This window comes from Sphingomonas sp. BE123 (genome assembly GCF_031456015.1).
In the GTDB taxonomy this organism is placed as follows: Bacteria; Pseudomonadota; Alphaproteobacteria; order Sphingomonadales; family Sphingomonadaceae; genus Sphingomonas.
This window is the reverse complement of the sequence record NZ_JAVDTW010000001.1, coordinates 269581-287807: the sequence shown is the minus strand read 5'-3', so window position 1 is coordinate 287807 and position 18227 is coordinate 269581. Positions and strand designations below refer to the sequence as shown.

Annotated in this window: 13 protein-coding genes and 3 tRNA genes; 13 read left to right on the top strand and 3 right to left on the bottom strand. The window is 65.3% G+C overall.

The window, feature by feature from the left end; translation table 11 throughout:
* Positions 1-42 precede the first annotated feature (42 nt).
* The 3 genes from J2Y54_RS01275 (at position 43) to J2Y54_RS01265 (ending at position 2843) form a co-directional block, all read left to right on the top strand.
* A tRNA-Leu gene (locus tag J2Y54_RS01275) sits at positions 43-127 on the top strand.
* Positions 128-196: 69 nt separating this feature from the next.
* Complete coding sequence (gene tig / locus J2Y54_RS01270; protein ID WP_310036300.1) at positions 197-1765, top strand: trigger factor; 1569 nt, start codon at positions 197-199, stop codon at positions 1763-1765.
* A gap of 148 nt (positions 1766-1913) precedes the next feature.
* A complete protein-coding gene (locus J2Y54_RS01265) occupies positions 1914-2843 on the top strand; it encodes a glycosyltransferase family 2 protein (protein WP_310036298.1) in 930 nt (309 codons plus the stop codon).
* Between the two features lie 17 nt (positions 2844-2860).
* Here J2Y54_RS01265 and J2Y54_RS01260 read toward each other — a convergent pair whose 3' ends face one another.
* Positions 2861-3394: a hypothetical protein gene (locus J2Y54_RS01260; RefSeq protein ID WP_310036294.1), complete on the bottom strand. Its 534-nt coding sequence runs from the start codon at positions 3392-3394 to the stop codon at positions 2861-2863.
* A gap of 214 nt (positions 3395-3608) precedes the next feature.
* Between J2Y54_RS01260 and clpP the strand changes: the two genes are divergently transcribed.
* The 3 genes from clpP to J2Y54_RS01245 all read left to right on the top strand — a co-directional run bounded on the left by clpP (position 3609) and on the right by J2Y54_RS01245 (position 6664).
* Complete coding sequence (clpP, locus tag J2Y54_RS01255; protein ID WP_310036292.1) at positions 3609-4265, top strand: ATP-dependent Clp endopeptidase proteolytic subunit ClpP; 657 nt, start codon at positions 3609-3611, stop codon at positions 4263-4265.
* A 108-nt stretch (positions 4266-4373) separates the two neighbouring features.
* A complete protein-coding gene (gene clpX, locus J2Y54_RS01250; protein ID WP_310036290.1) occupies positions 4374-5642 on the top strand; it encodes an ATP-dependent Clp protease ATP-binding subunit ClpX in 1269 nt (422 codons plus the stop codon).
* 170 nt (positions 5643-5812) lie between these two features.
* Positions 5813-6664 carry a GGDEF domain-containing protein gene (locus tag J2Y54_RS01245; protein WP_310036288.1) on the top strand — a complete coding sequence of 284 codons (852 nt, stop codon included), beginning with the start codon at positions 5813-5815 and terminating at the stop codon, positions 6662-6664.
* A gap of 11 nt (positions 6665-6675) precedes the next feature.
* On the opposite strand, the gene J2Y54_RS01240 is transcribed toward J2Y54_RS01245, so the two are convergent.
* A complete protein-coding gene (locus tag J2Y54_RS01240; RefSeq protein WP_310036287.1) occupies positions 6676-8373 on the bottom strand; it encodes a M1 family metallopeptidase in 1698 nt (565 codons plus the stop codon).
* Between the two features lie 49 nt (positions 8374-8422).
* Here J2Y54_RS01240 and lon point away from each other — a divergent pair, with 49 nt between their 5' ends.
* The 5 genes from lon to J2Y54_RS01215 all read left to right on the top strand — a co-directional run bounded on the left by lon (position 8423) and on the right by J2Y54_RS01215 (position 16220).
* A complete protein-coding gene (gene lon, locus J2Y54_RS01235; RefSeq protein ID WP_310036286.1) occupies positions 8423-10810 on the top strand; it encodes an endopeptidase La in 2388 nt (795 codons plus the stop codon).
* A gap of 160 nt (positions 10811-10970) precedes the next feature.
* Positions 10971-11243: an HU family DNA-binding protein gene (locus tag J2Y54_RS01230; RefSeq protein WP_310036285.1), complete on the top strand. Its 273-nt coding sequence runs from the start codon at positions 10971-10973 to the stop codon at positions 11241-11243.
* A gap of 124 nt (positions 11244-11367) precedes the next feature.
* A tRNA-Val gene (locus tag J2Y54_RS01225) sits at positions 11368-11442 on the top strand.
* Between the two features lie 386 nt (positions 11443-11828).
* On the top strand, positions 11829-13427 hold the full coding sequence (locus J2Y54_RS01220; protein ID WP_310036284.1) for a hypothetical protein: 1599 nt from the start codon (positions 11829-11831) through the stop codon (positions 13425-13427).
* Positions 13428-13568: 141 nt separating this feature from the next.
* Positions 13569-16220: a TonB-dependent receptor domain-containing protein gene (locus tag J2Y54_RS01215; protein ID WP_310036283.1), complete on the top strand. Its 2652-nt coding sequence runs from the start codon at positions 13569-13571 to the stop codon at positions 16218-16220.
* Between the two features lie 57 nt (positions 16221-16277).
* On the opposite strand, the gene J2Y54_RS01210 is transcribed toward J2Y54_RS01215, so the two are convergent.
* Complete coding sequence (locus J2Y54_RS01210; protein WP_310036282.1) at positions 16278-16931, bottom strand: 2OG-Fe(II) oxygenase; 654 nt, start codon at positions 16929-16931, stop codon at positions 16278-16280.
* Between the two features lie 107 nt (positions 16932-17038).
* Here J2Y54_RS01210 and J2Y54_RS01205 point away from each other — a divergent pair, with 107 nt between their 5' ends.
* Positions 17039-18070, top strand: coding sequence for a hypothetical protein (locus J2Y54_RS01205; protein WP_310036281.1), 1032 nt, complete (start codon positions 17039-17041; stop codon positions 18068-18070).
* A 49-nt stretch (positions 18071-18119) separates the two neighbouring features.
* Positions 18120-18196: transfer RNA gene (locus J2Y54_RS01200), tRNA-His, on the top strand.
* Positions 18197-18227 lie beyond the last annotated feature (31 nt).

Here is an 18227-nt window from a genome sequence, read left to right as displayed (position 1 = left end):
CCGCCTTGCTATAGACGCGCCCGACCTGCGGTGTCCCTGAATGCGGGCGTGGCGGAACTGGTAGACGCGCTGGATTTAGGTTCCAGTATCGCAAGATGTGGGGGTTCGAGTCCCTTCGCCCGCACCAGTCCGCCGCCCGGCGCAAGGGGGGCGCCGCGACTCCGATTCCACTTCCAGAGCAGGAAGCCCGATAGAAATGCAAACCGTCGAGACGTTGAACGAAGGCCTCAAGCGCGCCTACACCCTCAAGATCACCGCTGCGGACATCGACAGCCGCGTCGATGCCGAGGTGAAGCGCGTTGCCCCGCAGATCCGCATGCCCGGCTTCCGCCCCGGCAAGGTGCCGACCAACCTGGTCCGCAAGATGCATGGAGAGGCGCTGACCCAGGACGCGCTCAACACGACCATCCAGGAAGGCGTGCAGAAGCTGATCGCCGACCACAAGCTGCGCCCCGCGATGCAGCCGTCGGTCAGCCTCGAGGGCACGTTTGCTCCCGGCGGCGACGCCGAGGTGAAGGTCGAGCTGGAAGTCCTGCCCGACGTCCCGACCCCGTCGATCGAGGGGCTCAAGCTCGAGCGGCTGATCGTTCCGGTCAGCGACGAGGCGGTCGACGCGCAGATCCTGCAGATCGCCGGCCAGCAGAAGGCTTGGGAAGACGCCCCCGCCAAGCACAAGGCGAAGCAGGGCGACCAGGTCACGATGGACTTTGTCGGCAAGGTCGATGGCGTTGCATTCGATGGCGGCACCGGCGAGGGCATGGCGATCGAAATCGGATCGGGGCGCCTGATCCCGGGCTTCGAGGACCAGATCGTCGGCGTGAAGGCTGGCGACGAGAAGCAGATCGAAGTGACCTTCCCCGAGGATTATGGCGTCGACACGCTGGCCGGCAAGCCCGCGACCTTCGACCTCAAGATCACTGCGGTGAAGGTTGCCGGCGAAGTGAAGGTCGACGAGGACCTCGCCAAGAATCTCGGCCTTGAGAGCCTCGATCAGCTGCGCACGATCCTGCGCGGGCAGATGGAGAACGAGACCGGCGGTCTCACCCGCACCTACATGAAGCGCAAGCTGCTCGACCAGCTTGCCGCTGGCCATGACTTCCCGGTGCCGCCGTCGATGGTCGAAGCCGAGTTCCAGCAGATCTGGGCCCAGCTTCAGCACGAGGCGAGCCATGAAGAGGACCCGGAGGCGGCCAAGGCCGATCTGGAGAACGAGAAGGACGATTATCGCGCGATCGCCGAGCGTCGCGTGCGCCTTGGCCTGCTGCTCTCCGAAATCGGCCAGGCGAATGGCGTCGAAGTGACTCAGGCGGAAATGAACCGTCTGATTGCCCAGGCGGCTCAGCAGTATCGCCCGGAAGATCAGCAGCGCTTCTTCCAGTATATCCAGCAGGAGCCGATGGCCGCCGCCCAGCTGCGCGCCCCGCTCTATGAGGACAAGGTCGTCGACTTCCTCTTCGGCAAGGCCGAGGTGAGCGAGCGCGAAGTTACCCGCGAAGAGCTGGAAGCTGCGATCGAGAGCGAAGAAGGCGCGGTGCCGCACGTTCATGGCCCGGACTGCGACCACGACCACGACCACAAGCCCGCCAAGAAGGCCAAGACGAAGAAGGCCGAAGAGCCCGCCGCCGAAGCTGCCGCCGAAGAGGTGAAGCCCGCCAAGAAGGCTCCGGCCAAGAAGGCGAAGGCGGAGACTGCCGAAGCGGGTGAGGCCGAGGAGGCTGCACCTGCGCCGAAGAAGAAGGCGCCGGCCAAGAAGAAGGCGGACTGACCCCGCTCGGTTCCGCGCACCCGTCCCCGGTTGCGGCCCTGGCGGCCCGCACCGGGCGTCGGGGCAGCGGTAACCGAACGGAGCGCGAGCGCCGCGTGGACTTCTGGTTTATCCCGGACGGTATCCGGGCGGCATAGTGGGGACTGGCGTGACCGAGCCGCGCATTGCAGTGATCCTGCCCTGCTATAACGAGGAAGCCGCGATCGCGCAGACGGTCGCGGGCTTTCGTGCGGCGCTCCCCGATGCCGCGATCTACGTCTACGACAATAACAGCCGCGACCGCACCGTTGCGGTGGCGCGAGACGCCGGCGCGATCGTGCGGACCGAGCGGATGCAGGGCAAGGGCAATGTCGTCCGGCGGATGTTCGCCGATGTCGACGCCGACATCTACGTCATGGCCGATGGCGACGCGACCTATGACCCGGCAGCGGTTCCGGCAATGATTGCCAAGCTGCGTGACGAGGGCCTCGACATGGTCGTCGGGACCCGCGTGCATGAGGCGGCCGACGCCTATCGCCGCGGGCATGTGCTGGGCAACCGGGCGATGACCGGGCTGCTCGCTGGTCTGTTCGGGCGCAGTTTTACCGACATTTTCTCTGGCTATCGCGTGTTTTCGCGCCGGTTCGTGAAGAGCTTCCCGGTGCTGTCGGCGGGGTTCGAGATCGAAACCGAGATCAGCGTGCACGCGCTCGAGCTCAAAATGCCGGTCGGGGAAATCGAAACCCGCTATCTGGCGCGGCCCGAAGGATCGGTTTCGAAACTGTCCACCTATCGCGACGGGGCAAGGATCGCGCGCACGATCCTGTCGCTCTACCGGATCGAAAAGCCGGTGCTGTTTTTCGGCATGATCGCGCTGGTCCTTGCCGCGCTCGCCGTAATCCTCGCGGTGCCGCTGGCGATTACCTATGCCGAGACCGGGCTGGTGCCGCGGCTGCCGACGGCGATTCTGGCGACAGGGTTGGTTATTCTGGCGGCGCTCAGCAGCTTTGCCGGCCTGATCCTCGACACCGTGGTGCGCGGTCGGCGTGAAGTCCGGCGTCTGGCCTATCTGGCGCAGCCCGCTCCTCCGGCTCCCTGAACGCCAGCGGCGGGCGGTCAGGCTGCGCGCTGTTCGATCCGGATCCCGAGTTCCTCAATCAGAAATTCTTCAACTGCGGCGACGATCATCGCCCGGGTTTCCTGGTCCGGCGCCTCGACCCAGCCGGAGATGCGCAGCGCGCCTTGGACCGGCGCGACCTGCCAGCGCACGGCTCCGTCATGCACCTCGATCACGCCATCGGTCAGGCGGTGGGCAATGTCGAGTGCGTGAAGCCGGCGCGACAGGCGAATGACCGCTTCCTCGGACTCGATCCCGTTCCACGCGGCAAAGGCGAGCTCGAAGCGATCGCGCGGCGTGACCATGGCCGGGGTCGCGCGCGCGACCGCGGGGCGCGGTTTGGCCGGCGTGCACCGCTGTGGGTTGAGGAACATCGGAGCAAAGAGCGTGAGGACGATGGCAGTGGCGGGGAACAGCGCGATGGCCACGACCAGCGCGATCCCGAACGTCAGGTCGGTCAACCCGCCCGCGCCGAACAGCGGCACCAGCGCGCAGGTCGCGAGCAGCGCATAGAGCGCTCCGAACGCGATCATGGTCCGCATTTCCTGGCGCATGGGCGCCCCTTTCGCCTCCTGTTGGACCGGCAGTATCGGTCTCAAGCGTTCAGAAATGGTTGCCCGCGCCCGTGGGGATCGCCGCAATGGGCAGGGCGGGGCACACGCGTTCACCCTCTTCCCCCCTTGCGTGATCCGGTGCGAGCGCCGATGTAGTCGTCGGGCAGAAACAGATTTGACGAGAACAACCCACATGCACCCCCTTTCCGGTCAGATGACCGTCGATCCCGTTACCGGCGCGCTGGTTCCCATCGTCATCGAACAGTCGAGCCGCGGCGAGCGCAGCTTCGACATCTATTCGCGCCTGCTGCGCGAACGGATCGTGTTCGTGACCGGGCCGGTCGAAGATCACATGGCCTCGCTGATCACCGCGCAGTTGCTCTTCCTCGAGTCCGAGAACCCGAAGAAGGACATTTGGATGTACATCAACTCGCCGGGTGGCGTGGTCACCGCCGGCATGGCGATCCACGATACCATGCAGTATATCCGGCCGCGGGTCGGCACGGTGTGCATCGGCCAGGCCGCGTCGATGGGCAGCTTCCTGCTCGCCGCGGGTGAGCCGGGGCTGCGCGTGGCACTGACCAATGCGCGGATCATGATCCACCAGCCTTCGGGCGGGGCGCAGGGCATGGCGTCCGACATCGAGATTCAGGCCAAGGAAATCCTGCGCATCAAGCGCCGGATGAACGACCTGTACGTCAAATATACCGGTCAGCCGCTCGAGCGGATCGAAGCGGCGATGGACCGCGACACCTTCCTCGAGGCGGATGAGGCCAAGGCGTTCGGCCTGGTCGACGAAGTGTATGAAAAGCGCCCGCAGCCGGCTGACAGCGAGGGCGCGGCGTCTTAATCGGACGCTCACCCTTGATGCGCTAGAAGGCGTTTTTGATTGCCGGGCATTTTCCCGGCGGTAGGATGCCGGGTCGAGCAATCGGCCCGGCACGCAAAGGAAGACTGAATGACGAAGCTAAGCGGCGGCGATTCCAAAAGCACGCTCTACTGTTCGTTCTGCGGCAAGTCGCAGCACGAAGTGCGCAAGCTGATCGCCGGACCGACTGTGTTCATCTGCGACGAGTGCGTCGAGCTGTGCAACGACATCATTCGCGAGGAAACCAAGTCGGCACTCGTCAGCAAGAAGGACGGTGGCGTGCCCACGCCGCAGGAAATCTGCGACGTGCTGGACGATTATGTGATCGGCCAGAAACAGGCAAAGCGCGTCCTCTCTGTCGCGGTGCACAACCACTACAAGCGGCTGAACCATGGCGCGAAGGGCGCCGATGTCGAACTCGCCAAGTCCAACATCCTGCTCGTCGGCCCGACCGGCTGCGGCAAGACGCTGCTGGCACAGACGCTGGCGCGCATCCTCGACGTGCCGTTCACCATGGCCGATGCGACCACGCTGACCGAAGCGGGCTATGTCGGTGAGGATGTCGAGAACATCATCCTCAAGCTGCTCCAGGCGTCGGACTATAATGTCGAGCGGGCGCAGCGCGGCATCGTCTATATCGACGAGATCGACAAGATCAGCCGCAAGGCCGAGAATCCCTCGATCACGCGCGACGTGTCGGGCGAGGGCGTGCAGCAGGCGCTGCTCAAGCTGATGGAAGGCACTACCGCGTCGGTGCCGCCGCAGGGCGGACGCAAGCATCCGCAGCAGGAGTTCCTGCAGGTCGACACGACCAACATCCTGTTCATCTGCGGCGGTGCGTTCAGCGGCCTCGAAAAGATCATCGGCGACCGCCTGCAGGGCAAGTCGATCGGGTTCGGTGCCTATGTCGCCTCGCCCGAGGAGCGCCGCACCGGCGAGGTGCTGCGTCAGACCGAGCCGGAAGATCTGCTCAAGTTCGGCCTGATCCCCGAATTTGTCGGCCGTCTCCCGGTCGTCGCGACGCTCGAGGATCTCGACGTGCCGGCACTGGTCAAGATCCTGACCGAGCCGAAGAACGCCCTCGTGAAACAGTATCAGAAGCTGTTCGAGATGGAGAATGTGAAGCTCAGCTTCACCGACGACGCACTGGTTTCGGTCTCCAAGAAGGCGATCGAGCGCAAGACCGGCGCACGCGGCCTCCGCTCGATCCTCGAAGGCATCCTGCTGGACACCATGTTCGACCTGCCAAGCATGGACGGGGTGGACGAGGTGATGATCGACAAGGACGTTGTCGCCGGGTCGAAGGAACCGGTGCGGGTCTACTCGGCTGAAAAGAAAAAGGCCGGCGACGCCGCCTGAGCGGCATCGGGAGGGGCCAATCGAACGGGCGTCGGGCAACCGGCGCCCGTTTTCATTGGACGCCTCACCGGGTGACGTGCGGCTGGTCGCATTAACCACGCATCTTCGCCAACCATTCATTTCTCCTAACGATTTCTGCTGGTTGCGGGCAGGGGCGGCAGGAGGCGACGATGCGTTTTTATCAGTTAACCCGGTTTCTGTTCCCCTCCAGTCTGCGCATGCGGATGTTCACGGTGTGTTTTGTCGGGACGCACGTCCCGTTGCTGTCCTTTGCCGGCTGGCAGGCGACAACGGGCCGGATCGACTGGAGTGATCTCGCGGTCGTCCTCGCCGCCACGCTGGTCGGGACAATCTTCACGCTGATCGCGATCGACGCCCTGATGGCGCCGGTGCGCGCAGCGACCCAGACGATCGCCGCGCTCGAGCGCGAACAGATCGACGCGCTGGGAAGCGTGCGCGATGCCGACATGCTTGCGGAACTGCTGTCGGGTGTGAGCCGCGCGAGCGAAGCGACGCGGATGCGGCTCGCCACGCTCGACGTGGCCGCGCATCGCGATCCGCTGACCGGACTGCTCAACCGGCGCGGTTTTCTGGCGCAGGCGGACGCGGTTGCGGACGGAGCGGTCGCGCTGATCGACTTGGATCGCTTCAAGGCGGTCAATGACAGTTTCGGCCATGACGCGGGCGATGTGATCCTGCAGGACTTCGCCGCCTTTCTCGCCCGCCATGTGCGCAAGAGCGATGCGGTTGCGCGCTGGGGTGGCGAGGAGTTTGCGGTGCTGTTCCCCGGGACCGAGGACGGGGAGGCGGCGGCGGTGCTGCAGCGGATCGGAAACCGGCTGGCAGCGGGCATGATCCCGCGCCCGGACGGGGCGGCGGTCACCTGCTCGGGCGGGGTCGTGGCGATCGACGGCGACCCCATCGATCTTGCCATGCGCCGCGCCGATGCCGCGCTCTATGCCGCCAAACATGGTGGGCGCAACCAGATCCGGGTGACCGACGCGCATATCCGGCTCGGCTGAAGCGTGGCAGGTCAGCGGCGCTGCATCGCCTCGATCGCGACGCTGCGGCGCAGGACGCGGGCCATCGGATCGATCACGACATGCGCGCCTGCGGGCACCGTGATTGTCGCACGCCCGCCGTCCATCGCGACGCGCTGCACGACGCCGTCCACCTGGACATCGACCGGCAGCGGGAAGGGGGCATTGCGCGGTGTCTTCCACTCCAGCGTGAGCTGATTGCCCGCGCGCGTCTCCACCAGTTCGGGCAGGTCCGCTTCGCGCAGATAGACGTCATGGAACCAGCTCAGGTCGCGCCCGGCCGCCGCGCTCATCACTGCTTCGAACTCGGGAGTCGAAACAAAGCGCGGTGCGAAATTGCCCGGCCTGGGGTCGGGTCGACCATAGACCAGCCGCCGGGTGGCATCGAAAAATGCGGCATCGCCGATCAGATAGCGCAGCGTGTGCAGCACCCACGCGCCCTTGTAATAGATATCCTGCCCGGGCCCGCCCTTTTCGATCTGATAGACCTCGTCCGAGGTGCGCGGGCGGCCCGATACCAGCGGGCGACGGTTGAGGATGTTCCGGCGCTGCTCCGCCATCATCGCGGCATAGCGCGCCTCGCCCTCGCGCCACTGGCCATAGAGCGGCTGCATGTACTGGCCATAGCCCTCGTGCAGCCAGAAATCGTCCCAGTCGGCCGCAGTCATCTGGTTGCCGAACCATTCATGCGCCAGCTCGTGGTGGAACAGCCAGTCGAACCCGGTCGCATCCTTGCGATAGTCGTTGCCGTACGCGTTGACCGTCTGATGCTCCATGCCAAGGTGCGGCGTCTCGACCACGCCCAGCTTCTCCTGAGCGAACGGGAACGGCCCGATCAGCGTCTCGAAGAAGTCGAGCGTCGGGGCAAATTCGGCGAACAACCCCGCGGCCTGACGCTCCTTGCCCATCAGGTGCCAGAAATGCAGCGGCACCGTGTTGCCGAACCGGCTGGCATAGCTGCCGCGGATCTCGCGATAGGGGCCGATGTTCAGCGCAACGAGATAAGGGTTGATGTCGCGCGCCAGCCAGGTCCAGCGCGTCCCGCCGCCGGGCGCGGGGCTGCGCGATTGCAGCACGCCATTCGCGATCGCCGACAGCCCCTCGGGCACGGTGATCGACAAGCGCATCTCACCGACCTCGCCCGCCGGAAAATCGAGGCAGGGCCAGAACAGGTCGCAGCCATAGCCCTGCGCCGTGGTTGCGACCCACGAGTTGCCCTGCCAGCTCGACCAGACGATGCCGTCATCCCACGGCGCGTTCACCGCCTCGTGCGGGCGACCGGCATAGCCCAGCCGCAGCACGATCCGGGCGCCGGCCGGTGCCGGGCGGGGCAGGGCGATGATCAGCCGCCCCTCGGGATTGCGCCAAGCCGACGACGCGAGGCGGCGCCCGTCAATCTCGATGAAGCTGACCGTAAAGTTGCGGTCGAGGTCGATCAGCAGGCGGGTCTGGGCGATGCGCGTCGTGAGGCGCAGTTCGGCCACGCCGGATAAATGCTTGCGCTCCGGCTCGACGCGAAGATCCAGCGCAACCGCGTCGAGCCGCACCGCGGCGCGCTCCGGATCGACCGCGCCTCCGGACTGGGCGGTAAGCTCGGTGATGGGAGGCTCCCCGCGCTGCGCGAGCGCCGGATCGGGTAGCGCGGCGAGCGCCAGCGCCGCAACGACCGCATTGATGCGACGCGCCCGCACCCCATATACAGGAACGAATCTGCCCCAAGCGGGCAGCACCGGAGTGTTCATGAAGTCTTCCTATCCAGTCCTGCCGCTGCGCGACATCGTCGTCTTTCCGCACATGATCGTGCCGCTGTTCGTCGGGCGCGACAAGTCGGTCGCCGCCCTTGAGGCCGCGATGGCCGACGACAAGGAGATTTTCCTCGTCGCGCAGCTCGATCCTGCCAATGACGATCCCGGCCGCGAGGATCTGTACGATACCGGCGTGTCGGCCGAGGTGATGCAGCTGCTCAAGCTGCCCGACGGCACGGTGCGCGTGCTGGTCGCCGGCAAGGAGCGCGGCAAGCTCGAGACGATGGCGGACGCTGGCGGCTATCTCACGGCGACCGTGTCGCCAGTCGAGCAGAAGGAAGCGACCGGCACCGAGGTTCAGGCGCTGATGCGATCGGTCGTCGAGCAGTTCGAGAATTACGCCAAGCTCAACCGCAAGCTGCCCGCCGAAACCGCCGTGCAGCTCGGTGAAATTGACGACGCAGCGCGACTGGCCGACGCGGTTGCCGGCAATATCGCGGTGAAGGTTGCCGACAAGCAGAGTCTGCTGGTCGAAAGCGACCCGCAGAAGCGCCTCGAAATGGTGTTCGCCTTCATGGAAGGCGAGCTTGGCGTGCTGCAGGTCGAGAAGAAAATCCGCTCGCGCGTGAAGCGCCAGATGGAGAAGACCCAGCGCGAATATTATCTGAACGAACAGCTTAAGGCGATCCAGCGCGAGCTGGGCAATGAGGGCGAGGAGGGCGAGGGCGACGAGGTCGCCGAGCTGACCCAGAAGATTGCCACGCTCAAGCTGTCCAAGGAAGCGCGCGGCAAGGCGCAGGCCGAGCTCAAGAAGCTCAAGACCATGGCCCCGATGAGCGCCGAGGCGACCGTGGTGCGCAACTATCTCGACGTGCTGCTCGGCCTGCCCTGGGGCAAGAAGTCGAAGCTCAAAAAGGATCTGGTCGAGGCCGAGGCGGTGCTCGATGCGGATCATTACGGCCTGGAAAAGGTCAAGGACCGCATCATCGAGTATCTCGCGGTGCAGGCGCGCACCAACAAGCTCAAGGGGCCGATCCTGTGCCTCGTCGGTCCGCCCGGCGTCGGCAAGACCAGCCTCGGCAAGTCGATCGCCAAGGCGACCGGGCGCGAGTTCATCCGCCAGTCGCTGGGCGGCGTGCGCGACGAGGCCGAGATTCGCGGCCATCGTCGCACCTATATCGGCTCGCTGCCGGGCAAGATCGTGACCAACCTCAAAAAGGCCGGGACCAGCAATCCGCTGTTCCTGCTCGATGAAATCGACAAGCTTGGCCAGGATTTCCGTGGCGATCCCGCCTCGGCGCTGCTCGAAGTGCTCGATCCGGAGCAGAACAGCAAGTTCAACGACCATTATCTGGAGATCGACGTCGATCTGTCGGACATCATGTTCGTCACCACCGCGAATTCGCTGAACCTGCCCCAGCCCTTGCTCGACCGCATGGAGATCATCCGGCTCGAAGGGTACACCGAAGACGAGAAGGTCGAGATCGCCAAGCGCCATCTGATCGCCAAGCAGATCGACGCGCACGGCCTGAAGGACGGCGAGTTCGAACTGAGCGACGCAGGGCTGCGCGATCTGATCCGCTACTATACCCGCGAGGCCGGCGTGCGTACGCTGGAGCGTGAGATCGCCAAGCTCGCGCGCAAGGCGCTGCGCCGGATCCTGGAGGGCAAGGTCGAGAGCGTCGTCGTGACGCCCGAGAACCTGCACGAATTTGCCGGCGTTCGGAAATATCGCTTCGGCATCGGTGAGGAGGAGCACCAGATCGGCGCGGTCACCGGGCTTGCCTGGACCGAAGTCGGTGGCGAGCTGCTGACCATCGAAAGCGTGACCGTGCCGGGCAAGGGCGCGATCCGGACAACCGGCAAGCTGGGCGATGTGATGAAGGAAAGCGTCGAGGCGGCGTTCAGCTTCATCCGCGCGCGCAGCCCGAGCTATGGCATCAAGCCGAGCATCTTCGCACGCAAGGACATCCACGTCCATTTGCCCGAGGGCGCGGTGCCCAAGGACGGACCGTCGGCCGGCATTGGTCTCGTCACCTCGATCGTCTCGACCCTGACCGGGGTTCCGGTGCGCAAGGACGTGGCGATGACCGGCGAGGTAACGCTGCGCGGCCGCGTCCTGCCGATCGGCGGGCTCAAGGAAAAACTGCTCGCGGCACTGCGCGGTGGCATCGAAACCGTGCTGATCCCGCAGGAGAACGAAAAGGATCTGAGCGAGATTCCGGCCAATATCCGCGAAGGGCTGCGGATCATCCCGGTGTCGCATGTCGATGAGGTGCTGAAACTCGCACTGACCGAACCGCTGACCTCGATCGACTGGACCGAAGCGGACGAACTGGCGGTGCAGCCGCCGGCAGGGGTGACGGATACGCTGCGGCACTGATGGTTGAGCGCGCAGGAACCCATTTTTTGCGCGCTCTGCCCTGAAACGCACCGCTTTCCGCTTTACAGCGCGGGTTTCTGGCGGTTTGCTGTTCCACCGGCGTTGGAACGCCGACCTTATTTCGAAAAGCCGATTCAAAAAGAGCAGGGGTTCAAAGGGCATGAACAAACAGGAACTGATCGCCACGGTCGCGGATACCGCAGGTCTGGCCAAGGGTGACGCGAGCAAGGCGGTCGAGGCGGTGTTCGACGCGGTTACCGCAGCGTTGAAGAAGGGCGACGAAGTGCGCCTGGTCGGCTTCGGCACCTTTTCGGTTTCCAAGCGCAAGGCGTCGACCGGTCGCAACCCGCGCACCGGTGAGCCGATGACGATCAAGGCGTCGTCGCAGCCCAAGTTCAAGGCGGGCAAGGTGCTCAAGGACGCGGTCAACTAATTGGCGCACAGGGGGCTGGACAAGTCGTTCCGGTCCCCTTAGAGGCACCGCTCCCCGCCTCGCGCGGGGTGTCCGGTTCAGGTCGGACATGCCAGCAGCGCCCGATCGGGCGCGACATGGCGATGGGCGCGTAGCTCAGTGGTAGAGCACTGTGTTCACACCGCAGGGGTCGCTGGTTCAATCCCAGCCGCGCCCACCACCTCCCAAAGGCCCGCCGGACATTTCCGGCGGGCCTTTTGCGTTCGGGCAGCCGGGACTGTGGCGCTCGCGCAACATTCTTTCCCGAACCTGCGAGTGCCCCCCCCCCACAGCTGATGCCAGGGCGCGGCGCTACAGCATGAATCTCTGATTAGAGTCGCGATGTTTCAATGGCGTAGCTCGAAATTGACGGTCGCCCCAGCCGTCAGCTGCTCGGGGCGTCACGCAAGTGTCACGCAAAAGTCATGGAAGTTTCTCCCAAATCCCATCGCTCCGTCATCCGCGGCGCCTAGCGCGGCTCGCGTGATCGGCAGGGGGATGTTCCGAGTCGATCCGGGGCGCTCGCCCACATCCTGCAAACCGGGATCGACCGGAACGGAGAATTTCATGGCCGACTTCAAGCGTATCAGCCTCATCCTGATGACCAGCGTCGCGGGCGCCACGCTCGCCGCTTGCGACGGCGCCTCGAGCGTTGCATCGCCCGGCGAGGGCGTGATCGTCGTTCCTGCGCCGGCACCCGCGCCCGCACCGGCCCCCACCCCGTCGCCGACCCCGGCACCGGGTACGCCGGCCGCCAGCTGCCCGACCGGCACCACCGACGCCGGCGTCGTCGGCGCGTTCCGCGGCTGCCGTCTGCCTGCGCTCATCACCAACATGACCCTGCAGAAGCTGCCGGGCGTTGCCTATGAGATCAACGGCCGCGTCGATGTCGGCGTCGATCGTGGTGGCGCCGGCACCGCCGGTACCGCTGGCAACCTGACGATCCAGCCTGGCGTCATCGTCTATGCGAACACGACCAATGCGGACAACGACTTCCTCGTCGTCAACCGCGGCTCGACGATCGCAGCCGAGGGCACCGCGAGCCAGCCGATCATCTTCACCGCACAGCAGAACCTGACCGGTGGCGTGACCGACGAATCGCAGGGCCTGTGGGGCGGCATCATCCTCGCCGGCCGCGCGCCGATCTCGAACTGCAACCTGTCGGGCGTGACCGGCGGTTCGGTGAACTGCGAGAACGTCGTCGAAGGTACCGGCAACGCACTGTACGGCGGCGCCACCCCGGGCGACAATTCGGGCGTTCTGCGCTATGTTCAGGTCCGCTACTCGGGCACCGTGATCAGCCCCAACAACGAGCTGCAGGGCATCACCACCGGCGGCGTCGGCAGCGGCACCCGCATCGAATATATCCAGATCCACAACAGCTCGGACGACGGCATCGAGATCTTCGGCGGCACGCACAATGGCCGTTACTGGGTCGTCACCGGCGCCGATGACGACAGCATCGACACGGATGTGGGTTGGAAGGGCTTCATCCAGTTCGCCATCGCGATCCAGAAGCCGAACAATACGACCGGCGACAACTATGTCATGGAGATCGACTCCAACAATAACGAAGATGCGACCCCGCGCCAGAACGGCCGTATCGCGAACTTCACTTTCGTGCACACCAGCACCGGCACCAACGCCGGCCTGCGTCTGCGTGGCGGTGCTGACTTCACCTTCGTCAACGGCATCTTCGTGTCGGGCCGTCCGTGCCTGAACGTCCTTGCCGGCACGACCGACAATGGTGGCAAGTCGACGATCCGCGCGGCGAATGCTGCCATCGACGAGCAGGGCCCGCCGGTCTTCCGTTCGAACTATTTCGCATGCACCGGCAGCCTGACCACCGAGACTGCGGTGAACAGCATCACCGTAACCAACGCCGAGCAGGAAGCGCTGGTCGACGCTGGCACCAACAACGTCAAGAACGGCACTGCGGCCAACGCGCTGACCTCGGGCTATCTGCCCGGCACCGGCGCCACCGGCGTGACCGCGTTCAACGCGGCGACGCTGAACCCGTCGGGCAGCGCGTTCCTGGTCACCACCAGCTATATCGGCGCCGTCAGCGGCCCGACCGATACCTGGTACCAGGGCTGGACCTGCAACTCGAACCGCGCGAACTTCGGCGCGGCGGGTACCGCATGCACGACCGTTCCGACCACCTGATCGGAACGTGACCGACTACCGGAACCGGCGGAAAAGGGGCCGCCGGTTCCGGTTCCCTTGGCGGGACCAGGCTTTTGAAGGCCAACCTCTCAATCATGTTGGCTTCTGAAAACGCCAGCCTCTGAACACGGACATCGACAGATGAAAAAGAGCACCGCATTCGGAAGCCTGCTGCTTCTTACCTCGCAACTCGTCGCGCCGCAGGCGCTCGCGCAGGCCGCACAGGATTCGGCCGCCGAAGCTGCTCCGCAGGATGAGGAAGAGGTCGAAATCTCCGCCCCGGGCGCCGGCGACACCAGCGATGAAATCGTGGTGATCGGCCGCAACTTCCCCAATGTGATCAAGGTCACGCCCCAGGTCGTCTCGGTCCTGTCGAACGCGGATATCGCGCGGACGGGTGAGGGCGACATTGCGGGCGCGCTGACCCGCGTGACCGGCCTCAGCGTGGTCGGCAATGGCTTTGTCTATGTCCGCGGCCTTGGCGATCGCTATTCCTCGTCGCTGCTCAACGGCCTGCCGCTGCCCAGCCCCGAACCGCTCCGCCGCGTCGTGCCGCTGGATCTGTTCCCGACCAACATCGTCGCCTCGGCGCTGGTTCAGAAGAGCTACTCGCCCAACTATCCGGGTGAGTTCGGCGGCGGCGCGATCAACCTGACCACGCGCGCCGCGCCGCGCGACGGCTTTTTCGAGATCGAGGGGTCGATCGGCTTCGACACCGTCACCACCAGCGAGCTCGGCTACACCTATGATGGTGGCAGCCATGACGTCTTTGGCTATGACGATGGCGAGCGCACCGTCCCCGGCTTCATCAAGGCAGCTGGCGCGGCCGGCACCTCGATCACCGATGCGGCACAGCTGATGCAGCTGTCGAACGCCCCGACGACGGTGGTGTTCGAGAATGCGCACATCCCCGCCAACTGGTCGGTCGGCACCAGCTTTGCCAAGACCGTCGACATCGGCGGCGCGCGCGTCGGCCTGATCGGCGCCGGCGGCCTGTCGAACAGCTGGCAGACCCGCGCCCAGAAGCAGCAGGTCGCGATCGGCGCCGACGGCGGCCTCGCCAGCGACGGCAACCAGGTGACCACCGACAACCGCGTCATTGCCAACGGCCTGCTCGGCCTCGGCATCGAGGCGGGTGAGCATCTGATCCGCTTCACCAACGTCTATATCCATGACACGCTGAAGCAGGCGATCATCGGCCAGTTCGACGAAGAGAATTTCGGCATTCCGGGCCAGTTTGGCGTGCCGTCCTTCGCGACGCAGAACACCAACTGGTTCGAGCGCCAGCTGTTCACCAGCCAGATCGTCGCCGAACTCGATTTCGGTGCGGTCGATGTCGACCTGCGCGGCGCCTATGCGAACACTAAGCGCAAGGCCCCGTATGAGCGCGCATTCCGGTATATCTGGGATCCGGTCGTCAGCGACTATACCAACGCGCTGAGCAGCCCGAGTGCGGCAACGATCGCGTTCAGCGACCTCAATGAGGATCTGTGGACCGGCGCGGCCGATATCGCGTACGAGTTCGACAGCGTGCGCCCGATCAACGTGTCGGCGGGCTATGCCTATTCGGACACGACGCGTCAGTCCTATCGCTACTTCTTCCGCTTTGTCGGTCCGAACAACGGTCCGGTCGGCACGGCGGTATCGCAGCAGCGCCCGGACTATCTGCTGTCGGATTACAATCTCCAGACCTACGGCATCACGCTCCGCAACGAATCGACCGGCACCGGCGCCGCGGCCTATGACGCGTCGCTCAAGGTCCATGCCGGCTATGTTCAGGGCGAGGCCGAGATTGCAGACGGTCTGCGCGTTGCTGCGGGTGTCCGCTACGAGACGGCTGAGCAGCAGGTGAACCCGACCGGCGCAGTCGCCGGCACGCGCCTCGACAATGACTATTGGCTGCCCGCAGCAACGGTCACCTGGAACTTCGCACCCGACATGCAGCTGCGCGTCCATGGTTCGAAGACGATTGCGCGTCCGCAGTTCCGCGAACTCGCGCCGCAGCTGTATCAGGATTTCGAGAGCAGCCGTCAGTTCATCGGTAACCCGCTGCTGGTCGACTCGCAGCTGTACAATGCCGAAGCGCGGTACGAATGGTATTTCGCGCGCGACCAGCGCCTGACCGCTGCCGGCTTCTTCAAGAAGATCGACAACCCGATCGAGGCAGTGGCCTTTGTTGCGGGCGGTTCGACCTCGCTGCAGACCGGCTTCTCCAACGCACCCAGCGCCAAGCTGTGGGGCGGGGAGATCGAGGCGCAGAAGTATTTCGGTCTCGACGCTCTGGGCGGCGATTTCTTCGCGACCAAGCGCCTGCTGCTGGTCGCCAACTACACCTACACCAAGTCGGAGATCGACTCGGGCGACCAGCTCGTCCCGAGCCCGATCCTTGGCGCCCCGGCGGTCCAGTCGTCGCTGCTGTTCGATGACGGTGCGCCGCTGGTCGGCCAGTCGGACCATCTGGTCAATTTCCAGATCGGCATCGAGGATACCGAATCGCTGTCGCAGCTGACCGTGCTGTTCAACTATGCGAGCGAGCGCGTCACTAACCGCGGCCCCGTGGTTGAAGGCGTCCGTCTGCCCGACATCATCGAAAAGCCGGGCCTGACGATCGACCTCGTCGCGCGCCAGGGCTTCGAGCTGGCGGGTGCGGAATTCGAAGTGAAGTTCGAGGGGCGCAACCTGACCAAGACCCGGTACCAGGAATATCAGACCTTCGCCGGCGACGTGCGGGTCGACACCAACACCTATGATGTGGGCCGGAAATTCTCGCTGAGCCTTAGCGCGAAGTTCTGATCCACCACCATGGACAGAAAAGGGCCGTCCCACACGGGGCGGCCCTTTTTCGTGGTGTCATCCCCAGGGGCGTTCGCGAAACCATTTGGTGATGACATATTTGGTGCCCGCGCGGACCTTCATCGCATGGTGCAGCGTGGTCGGGTTCGGCGTCCCATCGGAGCGCAGGTTGCTCCACGCCAGCAATTTTCCCGGCTCGGGCTGGATGATCTTGTCGATCGCCTTGAACCGCGTCGCTCCGCCGGCTTCGACGGTGTTCAGATAGATCATCACGGTCCAGGTACGTTGCCCGGCCACCGCGCAGAATTTCTCGAAATCGACGCCGGTCGGCTCGAAATAGTCGGTATGCGCCTTGAACTCCTGACCCACCGCATAGCGCTGGCCCTGAAGCGGCTCCCCATGCGCGGGATCGAGGCCGATAAAGTCGCAGATCATGCGGTCGAGCCGTGCTGCCGCCGGATCCTCGCCGGGCAGGTCGCAGGTCTCGCTGGTGCGGAATGCGTCGTCGCCATTATAGTCCGACACCAGCGAGGGGCGCCGATCGCGATCGATCATCGTCATCAGCTCGGCGCAGAATGCCGGGTCGAGAAAGCCCTTGCGCACGAACAGGGTGAGTTTGGGAGTCGGCACCTTCTGGACCCCCGGTCGCGCACCGAGGCGCGCGATCACGGGTTCGATCGGAAAACCGGCGGCAGCAGACTGAGCGATCATGGTGCGTTCCTGCCAGATGGCCGCGCCGACCGCCAGCGTCGCTGATCGCCTTAAATCTGTCACCTCAACGCAGCTTAAACGTCATATCCCAGCCATAAGTCGGCAACATGACCGGCCGCGCGTCCCCGCTTCACGACCTGATCCAGACCGCACTCGACGCGCAGCTTCCCGCGCTGCACCTGATCCGCGCGGGCGAGGGCGTTCGGCTCTATGCGCGGACCGCGGCCGGGTTGATGCCGTTCGGCCCGAGCGAGGTCGATCCGGCATGGTTCGATCAAGCCGTGGCGCTGCCCTTTGCCGAGACGCTGGATGATCGCGTCGTGATCGATCTCGCCGCGCAGCGCCCGCGCGCTGAAGCGCTGGCCAGTCTCGGCATGCCGGGCGCGATGCGCGCCGCGCTTGACCGCGAATGTGCGATCCCCGGCGGGGCGATCCTGGTGGCCGCCACCGATCCGGTGCTACGCCAGCGGGTGATGCGCGCCATCGCCGACGGTGCAGGCGAGCGGCATATCGCCGATGTCGGGGAAGACCGCGTGCGGCTCGACATCGCCGCCCGGATGGATTGCGATGCAATCCTGGTGGCGGCGAGCGATGATCGCTCCCTGCTGACCGCAGCGCTCGACCACGCGCAGCGCGGCAGGCGAGTCGTGATCGGCGTCGATGCGGCGGACACGATGGGTGCGCTTGCCCGGTTGCGCGGATTGCGGGTCGAGCGGCATCTGCTTGCCTTTGCGCTGCGCGCATTGGTCGCGGCGCACGCGGCCGCGGGCCTGTGCGCGGCATGCCGCCGCCCGGTCCAGGCGCGCGGGTCCGATTCGGCGCTGCTCGGAGTCGATCCCGGAACGGTCGTTTATGAGCCGGTGGGATGCAGCGCATGCGCCGGCAGCGGTTACGGCGCACCGGTCATCCTGTTCGAGGGGGTTGCGGCCGATACCGGATTGCGGCGCCTGTTCGCCGAGGGGGGCGACGCCGCAATCCTTGCGCGCCATGCCTTTGTCCGGGCCCCGACGCTCGCCGGATCGGCGCGCTTGCTCGCGCGGGAAGGGCGGATCACCGTCGAAACCGCGATCGCGGTCACGCGAAGTTCGGCGACCGGCTCTTTCATTCCGGCTGCGCATCCCCATCTTCTGACCGCGTGAGGACAGGCTTGACGGTGCGCAGGCGCGCCGCTAAGCGCGCCACTCCACGGCGATCGTAGTTCAATTGGTTAGAGCACCGGCTTGTGATGCCGGGGGTTGCGGGTTCAAGTCCCGTCGATCGCCCCATTTTCCCAATACCGACATTTGGGCTGGCGCT

What these genes read in the sequence shown, in the direction of transcription:
- tig (WP_310036300.1), top strand. Translation starts at nt 197, where the DNA reads ATGCAAACCGTCGAGACGTTGAACGAAGGCCTCAAGCGCGCCTACACC.
- J2Y54_RS01260 (WP_310036294.1), bottom strand. Translation starts at nt 3,394, where the DNA reads ATGATCGCGTTCGGAGCGCTCTATGCGCTGCTCGCGACCTGCGCGCTG.
- clpP (WP_310036292.1), top strand. Translation starts at nt 3,609, where the DNA reads ATGCACCCCCTTTCCGGTCAGATGACCGTCGATCCCGTTACCGGCGCG.
- clpX (WP_310036290.1), top strand. Translation starts at nt 4,374, where the DNA reads ATGACGAAGCTAAGCGGCGGCGATTCCAAAAGCACGCTCTACTGTTCG.
- J2Y54_RS01245 (WP_310036288.1), top strand. Translation starts at nt 5,813, where the DNA reads ATGCGTTTTTATCAGTTAACCCGGTTTCTGTTCCCCTCCAGTCTGCGC.
- lon (WP_310036286.1), top strand. Translation starts at nt 8,423, where the DNA reads ATGAAGTCTTCCTATCCAGTCCTGCCGCTGCGCGACATCGTCGTCTTT.
- J2Y54_RS01230 (WP_310036285.1), top strand. Translation starts at nt 10,971, where the DNA reads ATGAACAAACAGGAACTGATCGCCACGGTCGCGGATACCGCAGGTCTG.
- J2Y54_RS01220 (WP_310036284.1), top strand. Translation starts at nt 11,829, where the DNA reads ATGGCCGACTTCAAGCGTATCAGCCTCATCCTGATGACCAGCGTCGCG.
- J2Y54_RS01215 (WP_310036283.1), top strand. Translation starts at nt 13,569, where the DNA reads ATGAAAAAGAGCACCGCATTCGGAAGCCTGCTGCTTCTTACCTCGCAA.
- J2Y54_RS01210 (WP_310036282.1), bottom strand. Translation starts at nt 16,931, where the DNA reads ATGATCGCTCAGTCTGCTGCCGCCGGTTTTCCGATCGAACCCGTGATC.
- J2Y54_RS01205 (WP_310036281.1), top strand. Translation starts at nt 17,039, where the DNA reads ATGACCGGCCGCGCGTCCCCGCTTCACGACCTGATCCAGACCGCACTC.